The organism is Clostridium magnum DSM 2767 (assembly GCF_001623875.1).
Taxonomy (GTDB): domain Bacteria; phylum Bacillota; class Clostridia; order Clostridiales; family Clostridiaceae; genus Clostridium_AM; species Clostridium_AM magnum.
In genome coordinates this window covers 199,884-222,760 of the sequence record NZ_LWAE01000008.1, presented here as the reverse complement: position 1 = coordinate 222,760, position 22,877 = coordinate 199,884, and the positions used below count along the sequence as shown (strand labels likewise).

Annotated in this window: 21 protein-coding genes; 12 read left to right on the top strand and 9 right to left on the bottom strand. The window is 30.9% G+C overall.

The features are described 5' to 3' along the window. Positions 1 to 30 precede the first annotated feature (30 nt). Together CLMAG_RS24520 and CLMAG_RS24515 are read right to left on the bottom strand one after the other, a co-directional pair. Positions 31 to 1,209, bottom strand: a complete 1,179-nt coding sequence (locus tag CLMAG_RS24520; RefSeq protein WP_066628871.1) for an amidohydrolase — start codon at positions 1,207 to 1,209, stop codon at positions 31 to 33. Between the two features lie 286 nt (positions 1,210 to 1,495). After that, positions 1,496 to 2,803, bottom strand: coding sequence for a hypothetical protein (locus tag CLMAG_RS24515; protein ID WP_242873128.1), 1,308 nt, complete (start codon positions 2,801 to 2,803; stop codon positions 1,496 to 1,498). A 211-nt stretch (positions 2,804 to 3,014) separates the two neighbouring features. Between CLMAG_RS24515 and CLMAG_RS24510 the strand changes: the two genes are divergently transcribed. From CLMAG_RS24510 to CLMAG_RS24495, 4 genes are all read left to right on the top strand, one after another. After that, positions 3,015 to 3,404, top strand: coding sequence for a L,D-transpeptidase (locus tag CLMAG_RS24510; protein ID WP_066628868.1), 390 nt, complete (start codon positions 3,015 to 3,017; stop codon positions 3,402 to 3,404). A gap of 361 nt (positions 3,405 to 3,765) precedes the next feature. Beyond that, on the top strand, positions 3,766 to 5,652 hold the full coding sequence (cooS, locus tag CLMAG_RS24505; RefSeq protein ID WP_066628866.1) for an anaerobic carbon-monoxide dehydrogenase catalytic subunit: 1,887 nt from the start codon (positions 3,766 to 3,768) through the stop codon (positions 5,650 to 5,652). A gap of 36 nt (positions 5,653 to 5,688) precedes the next feature. Further along, positions 5,689 to 6,135 (top strand): 4Fe-4S dicluster domain-containing protein, encoded by a 447-nt coding sequence (locus CLMAG_RS24500; protein WP_066628860.1) that lies wholly within the window; start codon positions 5,689 to 5,691, stop codon positions 6,133 to 6,135. 3 nt (positions 6,136 to 6,138) lie between these two features. Then, positions 6,139 to 7,464, top strand: a complete 1,326-nt coding sequence (locus tag CLMAG_RS24495) for an NAD(P)/FAD-dependent oxidoreductase (RefSeq protein ID WP_066628857.1) — start codon at positions 6,139 to 6,141, stop codon at positions 7,462 to 7,464. Between the two features lie 131 nt (positions 7,465 to 7,595). Here CLMAG_RS24495 and CLMAG_RS34500 read toward each other — a convergent pair whose 3' ends face one another. The 4 genes from CLMAG_RS34500 to CLMAG_RS24475 all read right to left on the bottom strand — a co-directional run bounded on the left by CLMAG_RS34500 (position 7,596) and on the right by CLMAG_RS24475 (position 11,360). Further along, positions 7,596 to 8,420, bottom strand: a complete 825-nt coding sequence (locus CLMAG_RS34500) for a methyl-accepting chemotaxis protein (protein WP_066628854.1) — start codon at positions 8,418 to 8,420, stop codon at positions 7,596 to 7,598. A gap of 252 nt (positions 8,421 to 8,672) precedes the next feature. Further along, positions 8,673 to 9,599, bottom strand: coding sequence for an Ig-like domain-containing protein (locus CLMAG_RS24485; RefSeq protein WP_066628851.1), 927 nt, complete (start codon positions 9,597 to 9,599; stop codon positions 8,673 to 8,675). 544 nt (positions 9,600 to 10,143) lie between these two features. Then, positions 10,144 to 11,010 carry a diguanylate cyclase domain-containing protein gene (locus CLMAG_RS24480; protein WP_242873127.1) on the bottom strand — a complete coding sequence of 289 codons (867 nt, stop codon included), beginning with the start codon at positions 11,008 to 11,010 and terminating at the stop codon, positions 10,144 to 10,146. Beyond that, the gene (locus tag CLMAG_RS24475; RefSeq protein ID WP_066628845.1) at positions 11,010 to 11,360 is read right to left on the bottom strand and encodes a hypothetical protein; all 351 of its coding nucleotides are present in this window, start codon (positions 11,358 to 11,360) and stop codon (positions 11,010 to 11,012) included. The genes CLMAG_RS24480 and CLMAG_RS24475 overlap by 1 nt, the downstream gene beginning before the upstream one ends. A 444-nt stretch (positions 11,361 to 11,804) precedes the next feature. Here CLMAG_RS24475 and CLMAG_RS24470 point away from each other — a divergent pair, with 444 nt between their 5' ends. The 5 genes from CLMAG_RS24470 (at position 11,805) to CLMAG_RS24450 (ending at position 16,128) form a co-directional block, all read left to right on the top strand. Further along, positions 11,805 to 11,990: a hypothetical protein gene (locus CLMAG_RS24470; RefSeq protein ID WP_066628842.1), complete on the top strand. Its 186-nt coding sequence runs from the start codon at positions 11,805 to 11,807 to the stop codon at positions 11,988 to 11,990. Between the two features lie 15 nt (positions 11,991 to 12,005). Continuing rightward, entirely contained in the window at positions 12,006 to 12,653 is a 648-nt protein-coding gene (locus CLMAG_RS24465) for a hypothetical protein (RefSeq protein ID WP_066628840.1), read from the top strand. After that, on the top strand, positions 12,640 to 13,035 hold the full coding sequence (locus CLMAG_RS24460) for a hypothetical protein (RefSeq protein WP_242873126.1): 396 nt from the start codon (positions 12,640 to 12,642) through the stop codon (positions 13,033 to 13,035). Before CLMAG_RS24465 ends, CLMAG_RS24460 begins: the two co-directional genes overlap by 14 nt. A gap of 2 nt (positions 13,036 to 13,037) precedes the next feature. Continuing rightward, positions 13,038 to 15,479: a glutathionylspermidine synthase family protein gene (locus tag CLMAG_RS24455; protein WP_066628837.1), complete on the top strand. Its 2,442-nt coding sequence runs from the start codon at positions 13,038 to 13,040 to the stop codon at positions 15,477 to 15,479. Between the two features lie 106 nt (positions 15,480 to 15,585). Continuing rightward, a complete protein-coding gene (locus CLMAG_RS24450; RefSeq protein WP_066628834.1) occupies positions 15,586 to 16,128 on the top strand; it encodes a hypothetical protein in 543 nt (180 codons plus the stop codon). A 43-nt stretch (positions 16,129 to 16,171) separates the two neighbouring features. Here the strand turns inward: CLMAG_RS24450 and CLMAG_RS24445 are convergent, their stop codons facing one another. The 3 genes from CLMAG_RS24445 to CLMAG_RS24435 form a co-directional block, all read right to left on the bottom strand. Further along, entirely contained in the window at positions 16,172 to 17,407 is a 1,236-nt protein-coding gene (locus CLMAG_RS24445; RefSeq protein WP_066628831.1) for a PucR family transcriptional regulator, read from the bottom strand. Between the two features lie 195 nt (positions 17,408 to 17,602). Beyond that, complete coding sequence (locus CLMAG_RS24440; protein WP_066628829.1) at positions 17,603 to 18,979, bottom strand: cell wall-binding repeat-containing protein; 1,377 nt, start codon at positions 18,977 to 18,979, stop codon at positions 17,603 to 17,605. Between the two features lie 186 nt (positions 18,980 to 19,165). Further along, positions 19,166 to 20,296: a tetratricopeptide repeat protein gene (locus CLMAG_RS24435; RefSeq protein ID WP_082832071.1), complete on the bottom strand. Its 1,131-nt coding sequence runs from the start codon at positions 20,294 to 20,296 to the stop codon at positions 19,166 to 19,168. A gap of 270 nt (positions 20,297 to 20,566) precedes the next feature. Here CLMAG_RS24435 and CLMAG_RS34495 point away from each other — a divergent pair, with 270 nt between their 5' ends. From CLMAG_RS34495 to CLMAG_RS24425, 3 genes are all read left to right on the top strand, one after another. Next, complete coding sequence (locus tag CLMAG_RS34495) at positions 20,567 to 20,695, top strand: hypothetical protein (protein WP_278331595.1); 129 nt, start codon at positions 20,567 to 20,569, stop codon at positions 20,693 to 20,695. Positions 20,696 to 20,846: 151 nt separating this feature from the next. Continuing rightward, the gene (locus tag CLMAG_RS24430; RefSeq protein ID WP_066628821.1) at positions 20,847 to 21,281 is read left to right on the top strand and encodes a MarR family winged helix-turn-helix transcriptional regulator; all 435 of its coding nucleotides are present in this window, start codon (positions 20,847 to 20,849) and stop codon (positions 21,279 to 21,281) included. Between the two features lie 81 nt (positions 21,282 to 21,362). Beyond that, positions 21,363 to 22,751: an MATE family efflux transporter gene (locus CLMAG_RS24425; RefSeq protein WP_066628816.1), complete on the top strand. Its 1,389-nt coding sequence runs from the start codon at positions 21,363 to 21,365 to the stop codon at positions 22,749 to 22,751. The last annotated feature ends 126 nt before the right edge of the window (positions 22,752 to 22,877 follow it).

Here is a 22,877-nt window from a genome sequence, read left to right as displayed (position 1 = left end):
CCTCTTTTTAAATATGTATTTTTATGCTTATTAAAGAACAATTTTACTAATAAGTTTTACAAAATATTCTACTCCAATATTCAGAGAATCTTCATCAATATCAAAACGTGGATGATGATGGGGATATACTATACCCTTTTCCTCATTCTTAGCTCCTACTATAACAAAACACCCGGGTGCTTCATTGGCAAATGCTGAGAAATCCTCGCTCCCCATCATCGGTTCTGTCTTTCTTAATGTCCCTGTTCCAAAAGTATTGATAATGGTTTCTTCCACAAATTGAGTTACCTCTTTATTATTTTTTATCATATCGTAGCCATAATTATAATCAAATATATAGGTTGCTCCATGAGCTTCACAAATTCCTTTTATAATCCTCTCCATAAGAGTAGGTATTTCTTTACGTATTTCAGGTTTAAAAGTACGAACAGAACCCTCTAATTCAACTGCGTCAGGTATAATATTATACGCATGTCCACCATGAAATTTTGTAACAGAAATAACAACTTTTTCGTAAGGGTTAATTTGACGTGAAACAATATGTTGTAAATTACTAACAATTTCAGAACCAATAACAATTGGATCTATTGTTTCATTTGGCATAGAGGAGTGACCACCTTTACCTTGAATCTTTATTTTAAATGCATCATTTCCAGATGAAGCTATACCTGGTGCAACATCTATTTTCCCAACAGGAGCAAGAGTCATAATATGAATTGCGTATACCTCATCTACCCCTTCCATTACTCCAGCTTTAACCATTTCATGTGCTCCTCCAGGTGGAATTTCCTCAGCATGTTGGAAGATAAAACGTACTTCACCTCTTATTTGCTCCTTAAAATGACTCATAATTTTTGCTGTTCCAAGAAGCACTGACGCATGTCCATCATGTCCACAGGCATGCATAACACCATCATTCTGAGATTTGTACGGCAAATTATTTTCTTCTTGAATCGGTAAGGCATCAATATCAGCACGAATAGCGACTACCTTACCGGGGTTTGATCCAATCAAACGAGCAACAACACTTGTTCTCGTAGGACGTGAAACAATCATATTCCCAAAAGACACCAATGTGTCATAAATAAATTGTGAAGTCTCTATTTCTTCAAATGACAACTCTGGATTTTGATGAAAATGTCTTCGCCATACAATTACTTCTTTCTTAACTGATTCTATCAGTCCATCTATTTCTTTCTTTTTATCCATATTTGTCCCTCCCAACCTTATTTTCGGTATATTAAAGGAAATTTTCCTTTTACATTATTATATTCAATAGCTTTCAACATTGCAAGTTTTTCTTAAATAATACAGAAATTTAGAATTTAAATACCAGTAAAAGTTTTACATTTACTTGAGGGGCTGGTAAGCCCGCAGATTGTTAGATAGTAAAAAGAGGTTATTTCAAAACTGTCAATTAGTTTTGAAATAACCTCTTTTTACAGACGAATGTATTTTTTTCACTTAATATATATTTCGCTCTTAAATCAATTATTTAAGTTAATCGATAAAGCTTACTTGGTCTTCCTCGAGCAGAAAAATCCTCTTCGCCAATCCACAATGCTAAACCTATCTTGCATAATTCTGATATAATACGCCTAGAGTTACGCTCCGTCATTTGTAAATGAGTAGCTATGTCTTTTGTTGTGAATTGATTCCATCCCATTTTTTGATTTAATGCATATATTTTTTTATATGTTTTAATACTAATATTCGCTGCTTTCAACTTCTCAATTAGCCCTAAATCACTAGTTCTTGGGAAATAAGTCAGTTCTTCTTCGTTTTCAGCATGTTCGATTATGAGCCCATTTTCTTGAATAATAACAATATCTCTTTCAGCTTTTTCTTTTGACTGCTGCATGGCATTGTGTGCGTTAACTTCTGCAGACAACACAGTTTCTCCATAACCTATTCCAACAGCAACACTAGAATCAGCCTCCGTTGATAATTGATGAATTGTTTTCTTTAGTGTTGAAATCTCCTTTTCAATTGCACCACGGGTACTAATAATGACGTACCTGCCATTTCCCCGTTCAGACAAAGAACCATCAATTTTTTCACACAATCTTAGAATGGTGTCCTTTAAACGCAGTTCTAAACGCTGAAGATAATAGGTTGATTTCATCTTATTAATGATTTTATCAAAATTTTCAACTTCAATCATTTCAACTCCAATTTGGGTTCCTTTAAAATAAGACGTCATAAGGTTTTCCACTACTATCTTAATAGCCTGCCTGGTCTCTAGACAGCTAGTTGTCAACCAAGATGCTGGAACTCCTAATCTTTTCAATTCTTCACTAATAGAAGGTAAACAGGAAATTCCCCCTTCGGTCTTTTCTTCCTTCCATAAATTCATATGAAATTCCACCAGTTCTTCAGATTTAGTCTGTGGATCGATATATTTTACGTAAATATTCTCAGGTGGACTATCTAGTTGTTTAAGCGTATCATCTAGGGGGTACATGTCTTTTGGTAAATCTATACTAAAACTATTTAAAATTCCCTTTTGATCATAAATAAAATCTAACATTGCTTTAAATAGTCCTGATTCTGTGGCTGGTATATAAAATAAATTTTTATCAGACTTTAGTGCATCCTTAGCAAATAGGTATACAACAGGTCCTGAAAACAGCCATGCATTAACTTTATCATTGTTCTCCAAAATAAGTTTTTTAATCTCACTAGGACTTTCATATATATATGGAATAAATTCAAAAGAAGTTTTCATTTCCTTAGCAACGCCCAGTATTCGTTCAACTGATTGCCGAGGCCCCATGACACCAATCATACCAATTTTATACACTTTTAATTTCCTACTTTCTAAATGTATTTAATCAATGAGTATTGAATAATTTCACCTACAAGAACATTATAATCCTCATTTTTACTTATATCAAATAAATCCTAATGTATTAAATTACTATTATAAATTATTTTTCAGAACAACTTACCTTATTCACCTAATTCCACAAAACTTAATATTATAATATATATTAATTGTTGAGGAGAGTATTATGTTTAATTGTCCATATTTCTACTTTGATGAATACTCTGACTATTATAGAGCTACTTACAGTATCACTATCAACGTGAAGAATCACAGTCTAACATTGTTTAGAGACAATAAGGTTTTTAAGACTTATAGAGTTGCAGTGGGTAAACCTTCCACCCCTACCCCAAAGGGTACTTTCAAAATTATAAATAAAGCTGTAAATCCTGGAGGTCCTTTTGGTGCAAGATGGATGGGACTTAATGCTCCTAATGGAGACTACGGTATTCATGGGACTAACAATCCTAGTTCTATTGGTAAAGATGTATCCAATGGATGTGTTCGTATGTACAATAAAGATGTTATTGAAGTTTTTAAACTAGTTCCTGTGGGTACTGTAGTAAAAATTATATAACTTAGCAGCCTGTTAAACTAAAATAGAAACAATCATAAGTAGAATAGTTAAACAATAGAAAAAAAGTACGCTAAAGAGTATCTCGGATTTTTTCCAAGATACTCTTTTACTTATTGGTTTCGCCTAAGCCCTATTTCTCTCCTTCCTTTTGATTAATTAATATATATGCCCATCTCACAGGAAAATAATAAATACAACAATTTTTTTGATTAGATAATTTTTATTAATTAATATTGACAATTAATTAGAAATAATTTATAGTTAAAGTATACCAATGAAGTAGTTATTTGGAACAATTGTATTTTTACTAAAATAAATTAGGTTATTTTACTATGCCTAAATATTCAAAGGGGGATTTATCATGTCAAACTGTGAAAATTGCACAATATGCCAATCAGCGGATAAAGTTTTAGAGGGATTTATAGGAAACTTAGATGTGGAAACGGCTCATCATAGAGTTGAAAGCCAAAAAATCAAATGCGGCTTTGGACAACAAGGTGTCTGTTGTAAATTATGCGCCAATGGTCCTTGTAGAATAACTACTAAGTCACCTAGAGGAATATGCGGTGCAAATGCTGATACTATAGTTGCAAGAAACTTTTTAAGAGCTGTTTCTTCTGGAGCTGCTTGTTATCTTCATATAGTTGAAGGCACTGCTAGAAATATAAAAGCTTTAGGTGAAACGAAGGGCATAATTAAAGGTGTAAATGCTCTAAATAGACTTGCTGAAATCTTTGATATAAAAGAAGAAGATAATCATAAAAAAGCAATTTTAGTAGCAGATAAGGTTTTACAAGATCTTTATAAGCCTAGATTTGAAAAAATGGAATTAGTAGAAAAAATGGCTTATGGTCCTAGAGTAGAGAATTGGAAAAAACTCAACATAATGCCTGGTGGAGCAAAATCAGAAGTTTTTGATGCAATTGTAAAAACTTCTACAAACTTAAACAGTGACCCTGTTGATATGCTGCTTAACTGCTTAAACTTAGGAATATGTACCGGCCTTTATGGGCTTACTCTTACCAATCTTCTTAACGATATAGCTCTTGGTGAACCTGTTATAAGAGCAGCAAAGGTTGGTTTTAAGGTTATTGATAAAGATTATATAAATATAATGATTACTGGTCACCAACATTCTATGATATCTCACCTACAGGATGCACTTATCCAAGACAATTCTATAAAATTGGCTAATGCTGTTGGTGCTAAAGGCTTCAGACTTGTTGGTTGTACCTGTGTAGGTCAGGATCTACAGCTTAGAGGAGAACACTATAAGGAAGTTTTCTCTGGTCATGGTGGAAATAACTTTACAAGTGAGGCTATGATAGCTACTGGCGGAGTTGATGCTATTGTCTCAGAATTTAACTGTACTCTTCCTGGAATCGAACCAATTGCAGATAAATATATGGTTAAAATGATATGCTTAGATGATGTTGCTAAAAAGGCTAATGCAGAATATGTTCAATACTCTTATGCAGAAAGAGAAAAAATAACTAACCATATTATTGATGAGGCTATTAACAGCTATAAAAATAGAAGAAGCAATATACAATTAAATATTCCAAAGGATCATGGTTACGATGATGTTATAACTGGTGTTAGTGAAGTTTCACTTAAAAATTTCTTAGGTGGAAACTGGAAACCTCTAGTCGATTTAATTGCTTCTGGAAAAATAAAAGGTGTGGCTGGTGTTGTTGGATGCTCAAATCTTACAGCAAAAGGTCATGATATATTTACTGTTGAACTAACTAAAGAACTTATAAAGAGAAATATTATTGTACTATCAGCTGGATGCTCCAGTGGCGGACTTGAGAATGTAGGCCTTATGTCACCATCTGCTGCAGAACTTGCCGGAGACAGCTTAAAAGAAGTTTGTAAAACTCTTGGAATTCCTCCTGTACTAAACTTTGGCCCTTGTCTTGCTATTGGAAGACTTGAAATTGTCGCTACAGAACTTGCGGAATTCCTGGGAATAGATATACCTCAGCTACCTCTAGTTTTATCTGCACCACAATGGTTGGAAGAACAAGCTCTTGCTGATGGTGCTTTTGGTCTAGCACTTGGACTTCCATTACACTTAGCAATTCCTCCATTTGTAACTGGCAGTAAGGTTGTAACAAAGGTTTTAACAGAGGACTTAGAAACTTTAACTGGTGGAAAACTTATTCTTGAAGATGATGTAGTTAAAGCTGCAGATAAACTAGAAGAAATAATTATAAATAAGAGAAAAGGCTTAAATCTGGCATAGGGTGAATCATAACTCTTTATAGGAAGGTGTAATTTTATGAAACGTATAATGATCAATAAAGATCTATGTACTGGTTGCTTGAATTGTTATATTGCCTGCATTGCAGAGCATAATGAAAAAGGCAAATCAGTATTTGATGTAGATCTTGAAGATATAGAAAATGAAAGTAGAAACCATATAACCTTAGATAGTAATAAAAAACCAACTCCTATATTTTGCCGCCACTGCGATAACCCTGAATGCGTTATAACCTGTATGAGTGGTGCAATGACAAAGGATAAAACTACTGGTATAGTTTCATATGACAAAGACAAATGTGCTTCCTGCTTTATGTGTGTAATGTCCTGTCCTTATGGAGTTTTAAAAGCAGAATCTAAGAATAAGAAAGTAGTTGTTAAATGTGATATGTGTAATGACAGGGCTACCCCAAGATGTGTTGAAAATTGCCCAACTGGTGCAATATATTTGGATGAGGAGGGCTAAGTTATGAGATATTTAATACTAGGAGCAAGTGCAGCAGGTATAAATGCAGCAAAAACTATTAGAGAATTAGATAAATCCAGTGAAATTGCAATTATATCTGAAGATACAAAGGTTTATTCAAGATGTATGCTTCATCACGTAATAAGCGGCTCAAGAACTGTTGAGGAGATAAATTTCATGGAAAAGGACTTCTTCGCAAAATATAAAATCTCCTGGATAAAGGGAAAAAAGGTTATAGATCTTAATATAGATAAAAATGAAGTGAAGTTAAATGACGATACAGTGGAAAAATACAATAAACTTCTAATAGCCACTGGTTCCTCCTCTGTTATTCCGCCAATAAAAAATTTAAGAGAAGCTAAGGAAGTATACACTCTTAGAAATATATCTGATGTTTTTCATATACAAAACTCCCTAAAAAAGTCAAAGAACGTAGTTATAATAGGCGCTGGCCTTGTGGGCATAGATGCTTTAATTGGTATTATGAATAACAACTTAAAAATATCCCTTGTTGAAATGGGCGATAGAATTTTACCTTTACAATTGGATAAGAAGGCTTCATCTAAATATGAGAAGCTTTTGCTAGAAAAGGGTATTGATATTTATACTTCTGCTAAAGTAGAAGAAGTAACCTTAAATAAAACCGGCTTCGTAAAAAAAGTTATTTTATCTAATGGTACTGCTATAAATTGCGATTTGGCTGTAGTTGCTGCAGGAGTTAAGGCTAATATAGACTTTATAAAGGATTCCAGAATCAAAGTAAATAGAGGTATCATTGTAGATTCTACTTGCAAAACAACAGTTGAAAATATTTATGCTGCTGGCGATGTTTGCGCTACTGCTCCAATTTGGCCAATAGCTGTAAAAGAAGCTATCACTGCTGCCTATAATATGACTGGTAATTATAAAGTACTAGATGATAACTTTGGTCTTAGAAACTCTATGAATTTCTTAGGTCTTCAAACTGTGTCTCTTGGACTTATTGACCCTCCGGATAGCAGCTACACAGTGGATATATTAGAGAATAAAGATATTTATAAAAAAATTATACACAAGGATGGCATAATATACGGCGCACTTCTTGTAGGCGATATAGCTTACTGCGGGGTATTAAGTTACTTGATCAGAAATAAAGTTAACATTTCCAAAATAGACAAAAATATATTCCAAATAGACTATTCAGATTTTTATAATATAAAACCGGACGGACAGTTCGCATATGAAGAAATCGCATCTGACAATATTGTGAATGATACCCTAGAACAAATTACTGTCTCCAAACCAAAGTCTTTTATTGATAAAATACGTTCCTTTATTTCTAAATTTTAAATATATGAAAAGAACCCATGAATAAATGAACTAAAAACCCATCACTATTTGCACTTTTTAGAATAATTCTAAGTGCAATAGAAGCCAAGAATATAAAAACAATATTCTTGGCTTTTGTCTTTTAGCAGAGATTATACTATTTTTGAAATATTACTAAGTATATTAGTAGATCTAGTAATCTGATCAATTGTGGCATTAATCTCTTCAGTTGCAGCTGCTTGAGATTCTGCTATAGAACTGGATTCAGCAATGGCTTTTTTAATCTCTTCTATGGATTTGTTTATCTCTAATAAAGTTTGAGATACCTTTTTTGCAGATTCACTACTTAATTGGGATAACTTTCTAATTTCACTTGCAACTACACTAAAACCTTTACCAGCATCGCCTACTCTTGCCGCTTCTATAGCTGCATTTAGAGCCAATAAATTAGATTGTGAAGCAATATTTTGAATGGCAGAAAGTATTGAATCTGTATCTTTTATTCTTTCATTAGCGGAATTAGTATAATCCACTACAGTGTCAATGGTTTCAACTAATTTTTGAGAGGCATTAGCAATTTCTTCAACACTAGAGCCCGTTTGTTTCATTGAGATAGCAATGTTTTCTGACTCTTCCTGTATAAGTGCTTCCTTCTCTAAACTTTTTGCTACCCCTACCGCTCCGAAAACTTCTCCGCTGCTATCAATAAGTGGATAACAAATTGCTTTAAATACCACTCCAAATATTTCTTTTGGTACAATAGCAGAAACTACTTTTTTGCTGTTCATAGCCTCTAAATATGGATCACCTTTTTGAATAATATCACCAACTTTTAATTTTAGAGGAACTTTTTCGTTTGGAAAATAGGCTATAAACTTTGACCTATCAGTTATTGAAATTGCTATTTCCTCTTGCATCATGTCTTTCATTAAAGGTAGTACATCCATTAAAGAATTTATAATATCTTTGTTCACCATAACCAACCCCTGTCTATTTTTTATAAATACCCTAGTATTCAAATATTATTATATAACTTATATTATCGTTCATATTATCCTAATGTTTAATACTTTTAACTATTAAGTGGATTTTCTTTTAGATGATATCCTTCAATTTTAAAAAGATAAGTAGGTGTCTACTAAATACTTTGACACCTACTTATCTTTTTCTTTTTTTTACTTTATATTATTAAGTACTTAGATGATACTTTTGGGGACATATGCAACTATCTATTTAACCGAAAATCTTTTCTCAATAGTTTTTTGTAGTTTTTTACCGTCTGCAGATGTAACATCAGAACTTATAAGAATAGTATAATTTTCTGATTTTATAAACCCATCCTTAGCTTCAATAATAACGTCATTGCTATCCTTGTTATAGGAAACATCAGCATCTACAATATTATTTTCAGAATCAATAATCATAATGTTCTTTGAATTGATAGTTTCAGGATTTATTGCTTTACTAAAATGTATTTTCCAGCTTTTCTTCTGCTCATTTATATCCTGATCTTCCATTACTTTTTTATCTAATTTATCTTTTAAACTTTTAACATTTTCATTTTGAAGGTTTGACACTTTATCCATAGACTCTTTAACTTGCTTTATCAATTCATCGGTTCTACTCTTCAAATTAGATACATCTTCACTATTTGAAGAGTTAAGTCTATTAAGCTGTCTCTTTACTGTATTAAGTCTATTCATAATAGCATTTAACTTGCCATAAAAGCTGTTATTTACTAGACTATCTTCATTTTCGTATTCATTTTCAAATTCTTCACTTTGATCTTGATCATTTTCTCTTCCAGTATCAGTTGTTGTACTATCTGTTGTTGTTTCCGTTGAATCTTCAGTAGTTACTGCACTGCTAGTTGTTGTCTCCGTTGGAACACCAATAGTTATTGCGCTACCCGTTGTTGAAAAATACTCTTCTATTTTTACATTAACTTTTTTATAGGAATCCTCAATTTTATCTAATCTTTTAGATAATGTGTAAACTTCTTTTGAAATTTTTTTAGTACTCTTCTCTTGCTTCTGTTCAACCTTATTAGTATTTTTTCCATTTGAACTTGGCTTTGCAGCATATACTACATTAGTAGCAAAACTAGTTGTTACAATAATAGTTAGAATCATTAGCTTAATATTTTTTCTTATCAATTAAATTACCCCCTATAATTTGGTTTTATCCGATGACTACCCGCTCTAATACTCCCATACGCACTCTGTGAAAGCGATTCACACAAAATCATAGATTTTGGTTCTCTGCTTTTCTTCAAAGTGGGACTAAAGAGCGGCTATGTCCCTGGATTCGTTCAACTAAGAATCAGGTGGAGTTTGAAACCCCATCTGATTCAAGTTTACACTTCATTGTCACAGTATAATATTGAAACTAATGAACAAAATACTATCCTGTCCTAATAATTCCATAAGCATTACAAAGTTATTATCGTAAAAAACTTTTCTTTCTTTAATAAAATTTAATTAAAAGTTAAATTTTATTATATAATTTTCTCAAATAAAAAAACAGAAGTATATGACCTGATAAAACCAAAATAAATAAGTCATCGGATAAAATGAGGATCTGCCTTAAAATGATTTTTTAAATCATTTTAAGGCAGATCCTTTACTAAACATATATGCTGGGGAACCCAAAATTGAGTTCATTTAAAAATTATAATAAGCCAAAGCTCAAATTTTTTGTTTATGCAATTGCATCTATATCAACATTCTCAATAATAATTGAGTTATTACCATCCCTCTTTGCTTTTGTCGATGCCAAACTCGCAGCGTTTACTAACCTATTTATTGCATCCCCTATATCACTTATTTTATTATTATTATTATTTAATTTATAACTTGCAATTCCTATTGCTGCTGAAATCGGTATACCATTGGGAAATTCATATGAATTTATAGCATTTATTATTTTTTCCGCAGTTCTCTTGCTATCCTCTATACAACATGATGTTAATATTGCAAACTCATCCCCTCCATATCTACATAAATAAGAGTGTGAATCAGTATTATCTTTTAATACTTTAGCCACATTTTGCAGTATTATATCTCCATTTACATGACCATACGTTTTATCTATATAACCAAAATTATTTAAATCTATAAAAACTACTGTTGTATTTTGTCCACTTTTTATCAAATTATAACTATTACAATATATATAATTACTCTTATAAAGTCCTGTAAGTGAATCAATATGTTTGCTTAATTCTATATTTAAGGTTGTCCTTGTAATAAATCCTATGATATCATTTTCATCTTCCACAAATATAACGTCTATATTTTTATCTGAATCAAATAGTTCTTTAATATTCCATATATGTGTGTAACAATTTACACACATATACTTATCAGACATAACATCTGCAATTATTCTATTAGAATGAGCAGCAACTAATTCTCTTTTTGTAACTATGCCAACCAATCTTTTATTCTCATAGGCAGCAAAACATTCTATATTTTTTTCATAAAAAACATTCTGAATTTTCCTTATCCCATTTAGGATATCAACTTTTATAAAATTTTTATCTACTATGTTTAAAATCTTCTGCATTATAAATCAATAGATTTGCTAACATTAAGAGTTATATTAATTTGTGCTCTTATAATCATAGATTCGTTAGCAATTTTCCCTCCTTCCTCCATAATTATTGAAACAAGTTTATGTTGTGAAAGCATATTTAATAAAGATCTTCTTACTACAATTGCCTCAACATACTCATGTTCAATTTTAATTATTTCGTATTGCTCTGGCGAAAGTATATCTACCATTCTTCTTGCAGCCTCTGGTCCAATTGGTGCTCTTTTCCCTACTATTAGTACATCTTGCATTGGAGGCATTTCAAACTCTGAAAAACGCATATTTATTTCTGCTTTTTTTGTTCCTTCTATTCTACTTTCCATAAATTTGTCACCTTTCCTTTAATTCTTATATTATATTATCATATTTTGTCTATATTTTCTATTATATGTATTATATTCAACGAAAATTTTTCTATAATATTAACTTGTTAATATTAGGTATAGCTACTTATCTCACTTATAACTTAATTATTTTCACTTATATATATTCTTTTTTAATTTTATATTTATATACATTTTATATTTATATACACTGATAATAATAACGATTATCTTATTTTCAGTTTACATATTAGACTAAATTAAAATAAATTAAAGAAAACTTCAAATAATAAAAGCAACTAATAGCAAGTTAAATACAAACTTGTATAAATATAAAACTAAACAATTCTTCATAGAAATTTATCAATAATTTAATATTGATAATATAATTAAAAGATAGTAATATTGTGTAATACTTTAATATTACTAGGGGGATATGAAAAAATGTTTAATGAAAAGAAGACTCTAAATCTCTATACAAGTACAGAATCCTATAATAACTCTCAGCCAGATATAGTCATTGAAGATATCACTATTGAAACTCAGAGGGAAGGCTTTTTAGTAATAAAAGACTCTAACAATTACACTCATATAATAAATGTAAATAAATTCGTAGCAGTGGTTTACTAGGGGGGCAAATTTAAGTTGAATTTTTTAAAAGATTTAGAACTATACCCTGTATATTTAAAATGGAGAGAAGGCACAAATGCTTTTGAATGTTTTCTCAAATCTACAACTTTTGTATCTTTAAAAAATTATCCTAATTTTCCTTTAGAGGAGTTTTCTATTTCTGAAGAAGAAAATATGATTTATAATAAAGTTAAGACAATAATAGATGAGCAATATACATCAAATACCCTTTTTCTTTTAGATGTACCTGGGTATCTAAGTGTACTATTAGGATATTTGCTTCAAAATGACTTAAGTATAAAACCTATACTAACCCTTAATCAACTATTTCATCCCTATGGATTGATAGGCAGTAAAAAACTCATAAGCAATCTGCTGCTTTGTGGCAACAAATTAAATAGCATTAATCCAAAAGGATATATTTTCATATTAGATAGTGAAAGATATTTATTCCAATCTGATGGTACTGAGGAGAATTTCTTCAATAATCAATATGAAACTACAGAAGAAGATATGCCAAGTGCGGAACTATTAAAAGATCTCTGTTATTCAAAGGCTGTTTATATTTACCTTGATGAAATAAAGGAAGATATAAATTGTTACCTTGACTATTTAGACCATTTTGATATTAAAATAATCAAGTGTAAGATTGGAGAATGTTAAAATTATGGATAAAAATAATTCATGGAAGCAAAAATCTGCGGCATTAACCTTAGCGGTCTCTATGATTATGGTTAATCCTATAGCTTTATCCGGTTGCAATTCTTCTAACAATACTCAAGTAAAAACTCTACAAGTCAAAATCAGAATGTTGCTAATGATGAGGATGAAGAAGAAGAGGAACAAGGAAGTGGTTATAGCGGCGGCGGTCATAGTTCATCTCCCTTTATTTTTAACTCTTCCAGTACAAGCAGCAGTGGGAGCTCTACTATTTCTAACCAATCTTCTAGCGGTTGGCATGCATGGACAAAACCCTCTTCTTCAGGAGGATATTCAGGAGTACATGCCACTAGTTCAGCAAGCTAATTATAAGGGAGAAAATTGATTATGTACAAATCCTTAACAGATAAATTATTATTTGATTATTATATGATAGATAGCAGAAGAAAAGACAGTATCTTTTCTCCTGCTCCCTTTTATTTAGAAAAAGAAACTACTGAAAACATGAAATTTTCAGCAGAAATACTAGATGCCTTAGTGCAAAGAATTATTACAAATATTAATGGAACTTTCAGTGACTTTATAGATTTCATACCTCACTTTAACTATAAAAGAGAGATTTTAAAGCTAAAAGTTCCTTTAAGTCCTGTATTTTGGACCAGGTTTGATGGCTTTATAAGGGAAGACGGCGGCATCTTCTTCTCCGAATTTAATTATGATAAACCCTGTGCCCAAAGGGAAGTTTTAGTCAGCGAGTATCTGTATGCTGAAAATAATGTTAATACAGGTTTCAAAGAAGCCTTTATTAACTCTTATAAAAACATAGTTTGTGAATTTTTTAAAGAAAATAAAATATTTAATACGGCTATATTAATAGACCCCTGTCACTTAGAAGAATCTAGACTTTCCTATTTATACACTGAAATTTTAGAGGATAGTAGGTTTCATTTTATTCCTGTTGGTCCTAAAAACTTAAAAGTTATAAATGGTGAACTCTTTGCTTTTGGTAAAGAAAAGATAGATATAATATTAAGGCAATTTCCTACAGAGCATTTAGATGAAGTTACAGATATTGAGTCTATATTAAATTTATTTGATAAGAAAGAAGTTCTTATATTAAATGATCCTAGAATTATTATAGGTCAATGTAAGAATTTATTTTCTTTTCTGTGGACTCTTGTCACAAGTAATGATGATAGAGTATCTAACATAGAAAAAGAAGTAATCAGAAATACTATTCCACACACTATACCTTTTAAAAAAGAATATATTAATGAGGTTATAAATAATAAGGATAAATACGTATTAAAGCCTATATATGGTAGATATAGTGAAGATGTGTTTATAGGAATACTTTATAACAATAAAGAATGGCTAGAAATTGTAAACTATGTACTTGAAAAAAACAATAGCTTCATATTACAGGAATTTTGCCCTATCCATAAGGATTCTGTAACAGCTGCTTCTAAGGATAGACATATACCTAAAGAAGCCTTTGGAAACTTTGGTGTTTACCTCATAGAGGGAAAGGTTAAAGGCTTTTGTACAAGGTGGAACGAAAGCTATCTTACCTGTGATGAAAGCACCTGGATAACACCTGTAGGGTTATCAGAAAATCCATTAAAAGTTATTAATGCAAACCTTCAATGTAGAAAAAAGGCATGGGATAAAGTAACAGATAAAGCTATGCTGGATTACGAATTTACAGGAAGATATTTTAGAGATAAGGAATACGTAGGATTAGACAGTCTTTTAATAAATAAAGATAAATTTTTAGAGTTAAAAAATGCATCAGAAGCCATTTGTGAAATTTTTAAAAAGGCTCAAAATCTAGTTGTTAACAATATTGATACCTTTGCATCAGTACTTGGAATAGAAGGTTTAAATGGTCTAGCTGTTCAAAGGTATACAGATTCCTTTGTTTTTTTAGGAAGAATGGACTGGTGCCTAAACAGTAAAGGTCAGTGGAAACTTTTAGAATTTAACTCAGAAACTCCTGCTGGACTTGTAGAAAGTATGGGCATAAGCAAAATTCTAAAGGACGAGTTAAGCATTAAGTATGAAAATCCAAATGAATATATGGAAGAAATCTTAAAAAATCAGTTTTACAAAATAATAAAAGATTACGAAAAAGTACAAGAAATAAACAACATAGCTATTCTTACCAGTACCTATTATGAGGATTGGTATAATTGCAAGGCTATATATAATGTAGTTAATGATCTTCCCTATAATATAACAATAGGAAATATTTTTGATATTAAAGTACAAAATGACAAATTATATTTATACGGAGAGCCTATAGATGCTGTATTTAGATACTATCCTTTAGATTGGTTTCTTAAAGATGATAAAAAAGAAATACTTAAAGCTCTAGAGTTTAATACTTTAAGTATAAACCCTCCCCACACTATAATAACCCAATCTAAAGCATTCTTGGCACTAATTTTTGAACTAAAAGCTCAAGGCTTCTTTTCTGATACAGAGAGTAAATTGATAGATAAATATATAACTGAAACCTCCTTTAATGTGGAAAACTTAAATACTGTAGATATATGTATAAAACCTCTGCTGGATAGAGAAGGTAATGGTGTTATCTTAGGCTGTGATACTTTTGAGGAACCGGAATATGATTTTATATTTCAGAAAAGAGAAGATATCAGACCTTTAGACTATATACAGTATTCTACTACAGGTAAAAATAAAAAATTATTATATCCAATAGTTGGAGCCTATATAGCTGATGATAAATTTTGTGGTATATATACCAGGCTTGGTGAATTAATTACCACAAGTTCTTGTATCTATACACCAATATTTTTCAAGTAAGATCTTAATTCAGATGGGGATTCTTTTACCCCATTTGAATTTTAGATCTGCGAATGCATGACTTATGACAAGTTAGTCAGGTAAGAATAATATAAGGAGATTTTTTATGGGCAAAAGAGACAACTCTTTGAGTAATGTTAGTCTGTCAAAATCAAAATCAGCTGAACTAGACAGTTCAATAAGAAAAATCAAAAAAATTGTAATATTTGTTTTAGTTATATTTACTGCTATTGGCATTTATATAGCTAAGGAATCTAAGGAAAAAAAGGATGACAAAAATCTAGTGGGCTATAGTGTAAAAAAAGAACAACTAGTTGATACTTGCAATCTGGTCTCTGTTGAAGGCTTTTATCTTGGGAAAGGCGTCCTTAAGGGTGAAGTACACTATATTTTTCAAGCAGAAAAGAATGGTCAGAAATCAAATAATGTTGATGTAACAGATAAAGACATAGAAATAATCTATGTTTCTTCAGACACTGCTGCTGAAAAACCCGGTACTGTTAAGGCTTATGCAAGAACCTATACAAAAGAAGACAAAAACAAAGGACTAAAAACTCAAAACAGATATTTTTATAAAGTCTACATCTCTGATGGCACTATCAAAGATTGCGGTGAACTTACAACGGACCCTGTCAGTAGTGATGAATAAGAATGAAGTGAAACTTGAATCTAATTTAAGTTTCACTTCATTTTCAAATTATCTTTAAAAATCTTCCCGCCTCTATACAAAGCCTAATATTGAAGGCCGTTTTATCATCTTTTAAATTACATTCTAATATCTCTTCTATTCTACTAATTCTATATTTCATAGTATTACGGTGTATGAAAAGTACCTCTGCAGTTTTTCCAAGGTTTCTATTTTGTTCTATATATACTACTAAAGTTTCTATCAAATTAGTTGAATTTTTATCGTCATACTCTTTTAACTTTAATAATGTTTCATCATATAAATTCTTTATTTCAGAATGGGTATTTACTTGAAGAAATAACCTGTATATCCCTAATTCCTTATACTTAGTTACGCAATTTATATTTCCACAACCTTTTGATGTTTCTAAAGCTTTTTGTGCCTGAAAAATAACCTTTTTAAAATTTTTCAAATCGCTGCAGGGCTCACCTATTCCTATGCTAACTGTAAGTGATTGTATCTTTGTTGAAACAATTCTCCTTATACTTTCCGCTATAGAATTTATATTTTCCATTAATATTCTATCGGTTTTATAATAATTTTTACTAATAGAAATCATAATAAAAAATGCATCTCCTTGAATTGCATAAAGGCATTTTTTATTGTGGCTATGAGCAATTTGCTCTATAGTTTCTTGTATCTGCATTTTTATATTCGCTATTGCAGTTTCGGTCTTTATATTTTTTCTTTTCAAATACATACTGAAGTTATCAATGTCTAAGACTAATGGTACGTAAGTTTTTTTAGGATTATATCCATATAAGGTTGCTCTATTGATAATCTCATCTGTGATATCTATATTTCCAAAGATTATTTCCCTCATAAAGCTATCCATAGATTCTTTTTTCAGTTTATTTTCAAAAATTGCCCTACAAATACTTTGAGTTATATCTATTAATTTTACTTCAAAAGGCAACTCGAATATGGGAAAATCAAGATTATTAGCTAAATCAATTACTTCTTTAGGGGTTTCCTTAATATAAGGTCCTACATTAATAACAAGTCCAGATAATCTTCTATCATTAATATCTTTTACTAGCTTTAATAATGCTTCCTTGTTATCCTTAATTCCAACACCTGTAATAAAAAGCAATTCTCCTCCCTTTACCCAATCTGAAGCCTCCGGTAACTCAACTACATGAACCCAACTTATTACATTATCTAATCCACCCTCTCCTGCTACCAGTTTCATCTTTTCAAGATAAGGCAGTCTTAATATACTTTTACAGGTTACAATCATCCCTATAGCCCCCATAATACAAAATAATACTTAAATTATATTTTACACATATTCTTATAATTTTTCAAAAGATATCGACATGGTTTAATTTTAACAATATATATGCTTAATTTATTAGATTGAAACTTCCGAAATTTTTAGTTAATTGACAAAAACGGTACAAATACTTCTGTACCGTTTAATATGGCTGTTTCATTATTTAAATATCTTGTCTATAACGTAGGTAGGCACAGATCCTTCTCCACCTACTGTATATTTCATCTTCATTTTATCTCTTAAGTTTTTTAGCTCATACATAGCCTTATCACTACTTACCAAGCTTTCGTCTGCCAAAAGAATAGGCGCTTCAGATATTCCTGCTAGGGCAGAGGCAGATAGTGCATCTGCAAAACCTCTTCCTGATGCTATAAAAGTATTTCCAAAATAGAATTGGAATTTATTTAGCACCTTCATATTTGTTTCATACCTATCACTTCCATATATTCTCTCAGCACCTGGCAGCTTAGTCACCAGGTTATCACTGATAACTCCAGATCCTCCAATTACATAAGTTTTACTTATATCATAATCTGATATATATTGTTGCAATTCTTCAGGGAAGTTATCTTTTCCTACTAGTATAATAGGCATTTCTTGAGAAACCTTGACACTTGTCTCGTATCTATTAGTTCCGGCCATACGATTGTATTCTTTACCAGTACTAAAACTCATTGTGAATTTATTATTAGACTTACTTCCATCCAGGTTACTTATAGTATCTTCTCCAACTTCTAAAGTAATATTTGAACTGTAAGGAAGATCCTCATGTGCAATTATAAGCATATCATCACTTATTAGTGCCTTAACACCATAGTTACTTTTTCCATCAGAAATCACTATATTATTCTCATTAACTAAATCAATTTCACTGCCATATTTAATTATTATAGGAAAGTCTGTAGGTATCTCTTTTTCCCCATTTGCCGGTACAGATACAGGTGTTTCAAGTTTTCCTATGGGTGCTGAAAGATCTAAGGAATACATGTCTTTTCCATTAAAAAAATGTAACTTACCGGCCTTGTCAAAGAACATATTACTTGTACTATGATTTGGCATAAACCTCACAGCTTCACCTGTTTCTAAATTATATATTTTTGTCTTTCCCACAGCTAGATTGTTCTTTTCATCTACTGCATAAATAGGTTCACTAAAAATCCTTTTTAATTCAGTTAGATTATTTAAATTAAAGACTTTATCCTTATATACAATCTTCCCCTGTCCCTCTAGTACTATAACTGGAGTATCCAGTGGATCTCTATTCAAATTTGGATATCCTAAATTAGATTGTCCAACCTCATTAAGTTTGTCCCCATCAATTGAATACTTAAATACATTAGATCCTGCAAAACCGGCTGACCAGCCATACTGCTGCCACTTATACATATTCTTACCATCTTGACTAAAAGCAATATCTCCTGCTTCTTCAATTGTAGAGCTATACTGAATTTGCTGAAAGCTATTTGCATCAAATATTAGCAGCCTTGGAGACCATCCTCCATCTATGATAAAAAGTTCTAAGTGTTTTACCCACAAAATCACTCCTCTTTACTGATATTTTAAAATCAACTTTCTTTGTTAATAATATCACAAGAGCAATTAAGTTTTATATAGAGGATTATATCCTCTATACTTATTATTTTACAAGCTGTTGATAAAACACACAATTTTGTAATAACTATGTAACATTATTTTAATAGTTACCATTTATACTAGTTTATATTAATTTTTCTTAGTTCCTATTTCCTCAATCTTTCCTTGAGAATAAACTGCGTATTGAGTATTAGGATAGTCCTTTTTAACTTTTTCAAATAATGCAAGGGCATTTTTATTATCATTTGTTTCCTTATAACAGTTTCCCATCTGATAAATCACCCATGGCATTATATCCAGTTCAGGGGCAACCTGATGAACTTTTATAAGTTTAGGCAATGCCTCTACATACTTTCCTTGTTTATACAGGCTATTTGCTTGATTGTATATAGTCCATACATCCCTTGTCTTTATATTATTCCACAGAGCATCAAACCTTGATTTTTCTGCATCGTCAAGCTTTAAAGCTTTCAATGTTATCAAATTATCTAATGCTTTTTCCGGTTCCCCGTCTCCATAAAATTTTTCAGCATCATTAAGCATTAAACTAATATTTTTTTTATATTTCTCGTTATCCAACTCTAACTTTGTAGTCTCTAAGTTCTTTTGTAGTTTCTTGTAGTCCTCGTTGATTTTCGCATTCTTCTCATCTGCAACTTTGGGTTGTTCAACCTCCTTATTTTTTTTGATATCAGTATTTTTAACTTTATTGGAAATGGTTTTAATACTTGGATACTTCCAATATATTAAACCTAAAATACTGCTGATTACGGCTAATGCAAAAAATGATATAGCAAGCTTTTTAGGAAGGCCACTAATATTTTTTATTTTACTTATAGACTTAAAACTATTTTTTCCTTTTCTGTTACCCTCTGGATTTGAACTAACATTTTTTATAGTATCAAGAGCTTTGGAAATAGTCCGCTCCGACTTCAACTGCTGTAAATATTCATTTGCTAACATAGAGTATATATTGTGTTTAGCTAGTTTTTTAAAAACTTTTTCGGCCTTTTTGAAATCTTTTTTGTAGACATAACATAATCCTAGAAGTTTTATTGCTTCGCAAAAATCCGGATTAAGTGATAAAGCTTTTTTTAAGTCATTTATAGCCAAATCCGCACATTTTACTTTTAGATTTAGAATAGATTTGTTATATAAAGCTATGGATTTACGAACACTATGAGGAATTTTATGCACTTTAAATTCCTCTGCACTGATATTTATAGGATTTATTTTTTCTATTTCGTAATCAAAATTCACGAACCCAGCCCCACCTTTATTAAAATCAATTTCTTTATTATATAGATTTCTTAATTTTGTTTTCTCAATTTTAGGTTAACGAATATGCTTAGTTAAAAACAACACCATTTTATCCAAAAGTGTCGAAATAGTATTCAAAATCTCTATACATTACAAATAAACTTAAAATTATCTATACTAATTATATATTTTTAGACATATTCTTTCAATACATTACAATAAAGAATATTTTCATAGAATATTTGAAAATATAATATAGAGGTGAGAAGAATGGTGACAAAATCAGAAAAGAAAAATAGAAATGATAATAAAACTAAAAATACTAAAACTTCTAATCCTATCACAATGGATACGGATAACAATATGCACAAACCTGTAAGAGGATTGCCAGAGAAGTAATCAAAGACCTCCTGCTTTTTAAAGCGGGAGGTTTTATTATTTTCTCTGACTATTTCAAAAGTTCATTATTGTATTACTTTGAAGTTGATACTTGAAATAAATATATCTGTATGTTATCCTTATACAAGATTTATTTAGGAGGCTAAATATCATGAAGCATAATCCAGAACTACATTATGGACATTGGATTAGGAAAATTATAAGAAAGATAAATAGTATTTATGATCATAGACTTCAACAATATGATTTAACAGGATCCCAGCTTTCGGTTTTATTTCAGCTTTGGAAAAAAGATGGTCTTACCCAGAAAGATATTCAAGAAAATTTGAATATAAGACCAGCCTCTGTTTCAGGACTGGTTGATACTCTATCAAGCAAAGGATTTATAGTGCGAAAACAAGATGATGAGGATGCAAGAATTAAAAGACTTTATTTGACTGAGGATGGAATTAAGCTTAACGATTTATGCACTGAGATTATTGAGGAAATTGAAGTCACTATTACTCAAGGTTTTTCACAGGATGAAAAAATAATTTTGATGTCATGGCTGAAAAAATTATATGGAAATCTTCAATCTTTAGAATAATATATATCACATTTAACTATATAAATCATATTAGTATATTTAGGAACCTAAATTTAATTATTGTTATTAGGAGGTCTTATTTTGAATAATTCGCAGGAATTAGGAAATGAAAAAATCGGAAAACTTCTTTGGAAATTTTCTATACCAGCCATAATTGGTATGGTTGTTAATGCATTATATAGTATCGTTGACAGAATATTTGTTGGTAGAGGTGTTGGCTCCCTTGCACTTTCAGGAGTAGCTGTTACCTTTCCAATCTCTAATGTAATCATGGCTTTTGGAATGCTTATTGGTATAGGCGCCGCTACAATAGTTTCTATAAAACTGGGACAACAAAGAGTAAAACATGCTGAAAAAATTGTAGGTAATGCCTTCTCACTTGTAATTATTCTTTCAATACTTGTAACTATTTTCGGAATTATATTTTTAGATCCTATACTAAAGATATTAGGAGCAAGTTCTGAAACTATGCCTTATGCAAAACAATTTGCTACTATCATACTTTGGGGAGTTGTACTTCAAAATATTGGTTTTGGAATGAACCCGCTTATTCGTTCTGAAGGCGATCCTAAAACAGCTATGATAACAATGCTTATAGGCGCAGTACTTAATTTTATACTGAATCCTATTTTAATATTTGGATTTAAATTAGGAGTTACAGGCTCCGCTTTAGCTACTGTTATTTCACAAGCGGTTTGTTCTTTATGGATTTTTTCATATTTTACAAAGGGTAAAAGTCTTTTAAAACTTCACGTAAGTAGCATGAAACTAGATAAAGCTATAATAAAAGAAATAGTAGCAATAGGAATGTCTCCTTTTGCAATGCAGCTTGCAGCAAGTTTAGTTACGGTTGTTTTTAATAAGAGTCTTGCTGAATATGGCGGAGATATTGCCATAGGTGCCTTTGCTCTTATAAATAGTATTGTTATGCTGATACTAATGCCTTTATTTGGTATAAATCAAGGGTCACAACCTATAATTGGATATAACTATGGAGCAGAAAACATCAATAGAGTAAAAAGAACATTGGTTTATGCATCAGCTGCAGCTGCAAGTATAGCAACTTTAGGCGTTATAATAGTTGAGCTATTCCCAGTTCAAATAATTAGAATTTTTAACACAAGTGATGCTCAATTAATAGCTATTGGTTCAAAGGGAATTACTATTTTTGTCTCTATGTTTTCTATCGCTGCTGTTCAGATAGTAATTGCTAATTATTTTCAAGCTATTGGGAAGGCAAAACACTCTATGTTTTTAAGTTTATTAAGACAGGTTCTATTACTAATACCTATGTTACTTATACTGCCACAGTTTTTTGGTTTGAATGGGGTATGGATGTCTGCTGCTGTTTCAGATTTTATATCATCTGTAATAGCAATAATTTTATTAGCCTTTGAATTTAAAAAGCTTAATAAACATAGAAAAGACGACAATGAAGAGTTTCCTAGTGCTTTAGAGGCTATTATTTAACTCTCAGTAAATTATAAAAGGTAAGTTGTAAATACTCAAAATTTATAACTTACCTTTTTCTATAATACATAGTAAAAAAACGAATTGAATAGCATTACATTTAAAGATATCATCTATAATACCATC